The following is a 7191-nucleotide window of genomic DNA, read 5'->3' on the forward strand; positions in this document are numbered from 1 at the left end:
GAATATATTCATTGTTTTTGCACGTAATAATCTTATGAATATTATATGCAAAGTCGGTGATTATATTCTGAAAGTCAACAATATTGCCAAAACAAGCACTCTGACAAATACCCAGAAACGCAGTACATAGAAAACTGATGATAGCATTGCTAATAATCGAAAAAAATAGAAGATTACAGAAAGTAAGGTTGAAATTGAGGTTAAGAATGAGGTAAAGAGTGAGGTGAAGAGAAACTATGTACTTGGAACCCAAGATAACACTAAAGACGTCCTCATTATCCCCTTGCTTACAAATAAAGTTAAATCAAGTTCGCCCTGCAAACAAAATCCATCTATAAAATCATTTTTTTTGATTTTTTTGTATTTTTGCAGATATATTGCGCCAATATGGGCGTTGAGCATTGCTTATCCTCCTATATTACAGGCGCATCATTATCAAATGATTAGAGCATGAAGAAGATATTATTCCTACACGGATTCTTCGCTACGGGCAGCTGTCCAATGGCGAGAGCCTTGAAAGAGGCGTTTGAGGGGACGGCGGTAGTGTTGACTCCCGACCTCCCTTTGCACCCCAAGGAGGCACTGAAGGAGATTCGCTCCATCATCGACCGGGAACAGCCCGACTTGCTTCTGGGCAACAGCTGCGGCTCTTTCCTCGCCCAGATGCTGGCTCCGGTGGTGAGCATCCCTGCCCTGCTGGGCAATCCGTATTTCATGATGACGGAATTTCTGAAGGAGCGCATCGGCGAGCATGAATACAAGGCGCCGAGAAGGGACGGATTTCAAGATGGCCGCGCTTTCGCTCGCACCATTCGGCAAGGATGTGGAGTTGGGATTTTAAAACCATAAGACGATGCACAAGAAATTCAAATACGGCATTCCTGCTATTCTGCTGATACAGATTGCGCTGATGGCGTATTTGCACATGAATTAATAACAAAATAAATAACTAAGTATATGAGCATTAAAAAGAATGGGATATATTGGAAGGGCATCAAGCGCCGGATAGGGAAATTCTTTGAGAAGGTGCACGAATGTATACTTATCTTTACCGACTGGCTGGGGTAAGTGCACATAGTAAATAGAATGCAAAACATTGATATAATCTGATGGAAACAGAAAGAATTTTACTTCGCCATTGGCAGGAATCGGATGCAGAGGCGCTCTTCAAGTACGCCTCCGACCCTGACGTAGGACCTCGTGCTGGATGGCCGGCACATAAGTCTGTAGAGGAAAGTCTGGAGATTATCCGCACATTCTTCCATAACGACACGACATGGGCGATTGTGTTGAAAGAGACTGGCGAGGCTATCGGCTGCATTGGCTACTACACCCATGAAACCAGCAACATCCCTATCGGAGAAAACGACTGCGAGGTGGGCTACTGGGTAGGAAAGCCTTATTGGAACAGAGGAATCTGCACCGAAGCCTTAAAGCTGATGCTTGACTACTGCATCAACGAGAACCATTTTGAAAACATCTGGGCAGACCATTTCACAGGCAATCCTGCATCGGGAAGAGTCATGGAGAAATGCGGTTTCTCAGACACCGGAATGCTGAACAGATGCAGCCAGCTTGTGGGTGGCGACAAGGATATGGTAAAGGTGTTTAAGTATAAAGGATAATAAACTGCAATAAAGGTAATATCTTCCGAAAACCAGGTATAAGCTCTTTTGGAGAATATACGTATCTTTGCAGAAGATTAAAATGCTTAGAATTATGAAGGAATTATTCTTTAATACAATACAGGAGTTCAATGACTTCATAGGGTTGAAAACGCTTCATCCCTTAGTAAGCATTGCGCGTGTAGAGAACACCTCTCCTATACAGGAGGCTGTGCATCACTACGGACTTTATGCCCTCTTCCTGAAGGAAAACAAGGGATGTAAATTGTCATACGGCAGAACAGAATATGATTTTGACGAGATGACCGTCACTTCGTTTGCTCCAGGACAGTCGATTAAAGTGGAACCAAATCCAGGAGTACCGCTTGCCAAATATACGGTATTGGCATTCCATCCCGAGTTGCTCAACCGCACCTCTCTTGGCAAGAACATCTCCCGCTATGAGTTCTTCGACTATACAAGCAACGAAGCTCTACACCTATCCGCTGCCGAGGTAAACATCTTCCGTGATGTGCTCTCAATGATTGGGCAGGAACTCGAGCATCCTATAGATAGGCATTCGCGTGAACTCATCGTTTCTAACATCGAATTGCTGCTGAACTATTGTCTGCGCTTCTACGACCGGCAGTTTATCACACGCGAGGAAATAAATCATTCGGTGGTCAAGAAATTCATCTCTCTGCTCGATGAATACATTGCCCGTCAAGCGATGCGTAAAGGGCTGCCTACCGTAGCCTACTTTGCCGACAAATGTTGCTATTCGCCTAAATATTTCGGAGAATTAGTCAAGACCGAGACAGGCAGAACCGCTAAGAGTCTGATTAACGACCGACTGCTTTCTGCAGCCCGCCAACTACTTGTTGATGAAGCCCTCAGCATTACGCAAATCAGCCAGCACCTCGGCTTTGAATATCCTCAGCACTTCGTCCGCTTTTTCAAGGTTCAGACAGGGAAGACTCCAAGCGAGTATCGCAAAACAGCGTAGATATAATGATAAATGTATAGAAAAACTGTTATTTTTAATACATTGAAGATGTTCCTGAAGAAGAATTTAAAAAAATGATACAATGAAGAAAATAATACAGACAGCAGGGCGCACCCAACTGGGTGAGTTTGCCCCGGAGTTCGCCCACCTCAACGACGACATCCTCTTCGGAGAAGTATGGAGCCGCAATGACCTGCTTTCATTGCGCTACCGCAGTTTGGTAACAATCACTTCGCTCATCAGCCAAGGAATCACTGACAGTTCACTGAAATATCACTTGCAGTCGGCAAAGAACAACGGCATTACCCGCACGGAAGCGGCAGAAATTATTACTCACATCGCCTTCTACGCCGGCTGGCCAAAGGCCTGGGCTGCCTTCAATCTGGCAAAGGAGGTATGGAACGAAGATGTGAAAGGAGAAGACGCCAAGGCTGCTTTCCAGCGCGAGATGATATTCCCTATAGGCGAACCCAACACCGCTTACGCCAAATACTTCAAAGGCAACAGTTATCTGGCACAAATATCCGACAGTCAGATACCTTTCTTCAATGTTACCTTTGAACCAGGTTGCCGCAACAACTGGCACACGCACCACGCCACACGTGGTGGCGGACAAATGCTGGTAGGTGTAGCCGGACGCGGCTGGTATCAGGAAGAAGGCAAACCTGCGCAGGAAATCCTTCCCGGCACAGTCATCCATATTCCTGCCAACGTGAAGCATTGGCATGGTGCCGCAAAAGACAGCTGGTTTGCCCACCTCGCCTTTGAAATACCTGGCGAGAACACATCAAACGAGTGGCAGGAGGCTGTGAGCGATGAGGAATATAACAAGATAAAATAACAGTTTGAAAATATAAAATATGGGCATGATCAACCATCTCGGTAGTTCATGCCCATTAATGTGGATTATGATTTATTCAATAATTAATCACGTCTATTTTAGTTTCTTGTAACCGTAAGTTGCGTTATTACCCAACTGCTCTTCGATACGGATAAGCTGGTTGTACTTTGCCATACGGTCGGTACGGCTCATCGAACCAGTCTTGATTTGACCAGAGTTTGTTGCCACAGCGATATCAGCGATAGTGGTATCCTCTGTTTCACCTGAACGGTGTGATGTAACAGTTGTGTAGCCATGACGGTGAGCCATCTCGATAGCATCCAAAGTCTCGGTAAGCGAGCCAATCTGGTTCACCTTGATAAGAATAGAGTTGGCAGCACCCATCTTGATGCCCTTCTCCAAGAACTTCACGTTAGTAACAAAGAGGTCGTCACCTACCAACTGGCAACGGTCGCCGATGGCAGCTGTAAGCTTCACCCAGTTGTCCCAATCGTTCTCGTCAAGACCGTCCTCGATAGAATCAATAGGATATTTGGTGATGAGTTCTTCCAGGAACTTGATCTGCTCTGCAGCTGTGAGCTTCTTGCCGTTAGGATCTTTCTTCTTGCCGTCCTTCAGCTGGCGGTAGTCGTAGAACCACTCACCGTTCTCCTGAACAGCAAACTCGCTGGCAGCGCAGTCCATTGCTATCTTCACATCCTTTCCCGGCTCATAACCAGCATCCTTGATTGCCTGGCAGATGCTCTCAAGCGCATCCTCTATACCATTGAGTGCAGGAGCGAAACCACCCTCGTCGCCGACAGCAGTAGAAAGTCCACGACTCTTCAGGAGCTTTGCCAAGGCATGGAACACCTCTGCACCCATACGGATTGCCTCTTTCTCATTAGGAGCGCCCACAGGACGAATCATAAACTCCTGGAAGGCGATTGGCGCATCAGAGTGAGCACCGCCGTTGATGATGTTCATCATAGGAACGGGAAGGGTGTAAGTGTTGCAACCACCGATATAGCGATACAACGGGATGTGGAGATACTCCGCAGCAGCATGAGCCACTGCAAGCGATACGCCAAGAATAGCATTGGCTCCCAGGTTTGACTTGGTCTTGGTGCCGTCCAACTCCAACATCTTATAGTCGATAGCACGCTGCTCCAAGGCAGAGAAGCCGACCAAAGCCGGTGCAATCACGTTATTCACATTCTCTACAGCCTTTAATACTCCCTTGCCACAATAGCGGCTCTTGTCGCCATCACGAAGCTCCAAAGCCTCATTCTCACCAGTTGAGGCACCAGACGGGACTGATGCGCGACCAACGATGCCAGACTTTAATGACACCTCAACCTCTACTGTAGGATTGCCACGAGAATCCAAGATCTCTCTTGCATGAACATTTTCGATAATCATAATACAATAATATCTTTATAATTATAAAACTTTTATATAAACCGCATGAACACAACTATCGGTCGTGTAAATACGATTCTTTTCCGAGTGCAAAAATAGTAATCATAAGAGAAACCACCAAATTCGGAGCCTCATCAAAAATAGGTATTTCACTAAAGATACCGGCAAGCAAATCGTGTTCTACAGCAATTCTAACGCTCTGTCGACATCTCTCTGAATGCAGTCCACACTATCGGAATTGTCACAACAAGAGAGATAAGATCGCTCACAGCCTGGCAAATCTCCACTCCAAACAACCCGAAATAATGAGGAAGGATGATGATGAGAGGGATGAAAAACAATCCCTGACGCGAAGCTGCAAGTATGTTGGCACGTATTGTCTTACGGCACGTCTGCATCATCATGTTAGCCATCATCATGAAACTGCATGCCGGGAAGACTATCATCTGATAGCGCAGCGCCGGAATGCCTATGGCTATCACGTCGGGGTCGTTGCGGAACAAGGCTATCGCCTCCTCGCTGAAGACGATAAGTATAAGCGCCCAGAACAGCAGAAATGCAGCGCCAATCTTCGTGCTGAACCAAAAGCCCTCCTTCACCCTATCGTAGAGCTTGGCACCGAAGCAGAAGCCGCACATGGGCTGGAAGCCCTGACCTAAGCCAATAATGACGCTAAAAATGAACATGCCTATACGCGAGACGATGCTCATGGCTGCGATGGCAGCGTCGCCGTAGTTGCCGGCTACGCTGTTGAGGGCTATGGTGCTGAGACTGGCAAGTCCCTGGCGCGATATTGAGGGTGTGCCTCCGGCGATTATTTCCTTCACAAATCTTCCCTCAAAGGAGATCTTGCGATGACTGTAATGAATAACTCCTTCCTTTCTACTCATCATGAGCAGAATGACGAAGCCGCAAAACTGACCTATGACCGACGCCAATGCCGCTCCGCGAACACCCATCGAGAATCCGAAGATGAAGAGCGGGTCGAGCAGACAGTTGATGATAGAGCCGCTGACCACGCCATATACCGAATACTTGGCGAAGCCCTGGAAGCGCATCTGGTTGTTGATACAGAAAGTACCCATGATAAAAGGCGTGCCCAGCAGACTGATGCCCAGATACTGACATGTATAAGGCAGAATGGTGGGTGTACTGCCCAGAAGAATGCTAATAGGTTCAAGGAAAAGCAAGCCTGTCAGCATTATCACAACAGAAAACACCAATGTATAAAAGAGACCCGTACTTGCCATCGTCTCTGCATCCTCCGTCTTCTGAGCGCCAAGCTGTCGGGAGATATAGTTGCCCGAACCATTGCCGAAGAAGAAAGAGAACGCCTGTATGAAGAACATCACGCTGAACACTATACCTACTGCTGCTGTTGACTGCGTGTCTATCTGTCCTACAAAAAAAGTGTCAACCAGATTATACACGCTTGTCAACAACATAGATATGATTGTCGGCAAAGCCATTGCGCCTATCACTCGATGGACTGGCGCATGGGTAAGAAACTGATATTTTTCGTTCATATTGTTTACTTCATTGCTGTTTGTCTTCATAAAACTACTGCAAAGATAAATACTTTCTATCAGCTAAAATACGATTTGTTTAGTATTTATTTCACTTTAAATTGTTTTTTCGCTTCATTGTTATTTGAGAGCGATACCACCACAGCCCTTGTTCCTCATCACTGTCTTGTAGGCTCGGTTGAGATTCGCAGGGCTAAGGACTTCCACCCGTTAGACAATGCTCGTGCCAAGCATAACAAAACCCCCAACCGGCACAATCACCGGTTGGGGGCTGATAATAATGGAGTTATGACACACCTTCTATTTCTTCACTCTCTTCACGCCGTCCACGATGTAGATGCCGGCAGGGAGCTCGTTCCATTGCTGGGTCTGCTTCACGCCCGTCACGCTAAAGATACCTTGCTTGTGGGCAGGAACGTCGGTTGTGATGTTGCTGATGCCGTTAGTGACTGGCTCAATCACCACCTTGTCGGTGACCACCTCGCCGTTGAGAGCAACGCCGTGCACATTTGCATCGAAGGCAGCGCCAGTGGGCTGGGTGATGGAGCAGCCGTCAAGCACGAGGTTTTGGAGGTCGCAGACTGAACCCAAGCTGCCAGTTGCCTCAACGTATGCGTTGCGCAAGGTTAGTGTCTCACCACTAATGCCGTCAAATCCTGCAACACCATATTTTCCTTCCGTATATAGCTTGACGCCTTCAACTGTGAGTGACGTAAGTTTCATATATATTCCACAATTCTCACTGCTCTTCAATATTAAACCCAAATCGGTCATTAGAAAATGACAAGAAGCTTTTTCTAATGACCGCCATTA

The 7191-nt window shown here is 46.7% G+C and carries 6 protein-coding genes and 2 pseudogenes; 4 read left to right on the forward strand and 4 right to left on the reverse strand.

The genetic code is table 11. The annotated features are described in order from the left end of the window. Positions 1-450: 450 nt before the first annotated feature. From KTQ90_RS12275 to KTQ90_RS12290, 4 genes and pseudogenes are all read left to right on the forward strand, one after another. A pseudogene (locus tag KTQ90_RS12275) lies at positions 451-786 on the forward strand (YqiA/YcfP family alpha/beta fold hydrolase); the annotation flags it as partial. A 323-nt stretch (positions 787-1109) separates the two neighbouring features. After that, entirely contained in the window at positions 1110-1625 is a 516-nt protein-coding gene (locus KTQ90_RS12280; protein ID WP_217318668.1) for a GNAT family N-acetyltransferase, read from the forward strand. 94 nt (positions 1626-1719) lie between these two features. Continuing rightward, positions 1720-2610: a helix-turn-helix domain-containing protein gene (locus KTQ90_RS12285; protein WP_217318669.1), complete on the forward strand. Its 891-nt coding sequence runs from the start codon at positions 1720-1722 to the stop codon at positions 2608-2610. Between the two features lie 82 nt (positions 2611-2692). Next, positions 2693-3451 (forward strand): carboxymuconolactone decarboxylase family protein, encoded by a 759-nt coding sequence (locus KTQ90_RS12290; protein ID WP_217318670.1) that lies wholly within the window; start codon positions 2693-2695, stop codon positions 3449-3451. Positions 3452-3544: 93 nt separating this feature from the next. Here the strand turns inward: KTQ90_RS12290 and eno are convergent, their stop codons facing one another. From eno to KTQ90_RS12305, 4 genes and pseudogenes are all read right to left on the reverse strand, one after another. Continuing rightward, positions 3545-4852 carry a phosphopyruvate hydratase gene (gene eno / locus KTQ90_RS12295; RefSeq protein ID WP_217318671.1) on the reverse strand — a complete coding sequence of 436 codons (1308 nt, stop codon included), beginning with the start codon at positions 4850-4852 and terminating at the stop codon, positions 3545-3547. Positions 4853-5043: 191 nt separating this feature from the next. Then, a complete protein-coding gene (locus KTQ90_RS12300) occupies positions 5044-6378 on the reverse strand; it encodes an MATE family efflux transporter (RefSeq protein ID WP_217318672.1) in 1335 nt (444 codons plus the stop codon). A gap of 132 nt (positions 6379-6510) precedes the next feature. Beyond that, positions 6511-6582 (reverse strand): annotated as a pseudogene (locus KTQ90_RS14020) (reverse transcriptase); the annotation flags it as partial. A gap of 96 nt (positions 6583-6678) precedes the next feature. After that, positions 6679-7101 carry a hypothetical protein gene (locus KTQ90_RS12305; protein WP_217318673.1) on the reverse strand — a complete coding sequence of 141 codons (423 nt, stop codon included), beginning with the start codon at positions 7099-7101 and terminating at the stop codon, positions 6679-6681. Between the last annotated feature and the right edge of the window lie 90 nt (positions 7102-7191).

This window comes from Leyella stercorea (assembly GCF_019052365.1).
Lineage (GTDB): Bacteria > Bacteroidota > Bacteroidia > Bacteroidales > Bacteroidaceae > Prevotella.

Excerpts from the sequence above, each read along its gene's own strand:
- KTQ90_RS12280 (WP_217318668.1), top strand. The coding sequence starts at position 1,110 with ATGGAAACAGAAAGAATTTTACTTCGCCATTGGCAGGAATCGGATGCA.
- KTQ90_RS12285 (WP_217318669.1), top strand. The coding sequence starts at position 1,720 with ATGAAGGAATTATTCTTTAATACAATACAGGAGTTCAATGACTTCATA.
- KTQ90_RS12290 (WP_217318670.1), top strand. The coding sequence starts at position 2,693 with ATGAAGAAAATAATACAGACAGCAGGGCGCACCCAACTGGGTGAGTTT.
- eno (WP_217318671.1), bottom strand. The coding sequence starts at position 4,852 with ATGATTATCGAAAATGTTCATGCAAGAGAGATCTTGGATTCTCGTGGC.
- KTQ90_RS12300 (WP_217318672.1), bottom strand. The coding sequence starts at position 6,378 with ATGAACGAAAAATATCAGTTTCTTACCCATGCGCCAGTCCATCGAGTG.
- KTQ90_RS12305 (WP_217318673.1), bottom strand. The coding sequence starts at position 7,101 with ATGAAACTTACGTCACTCACAGTTGAAGGCGTCAAGCTATATACGGAA.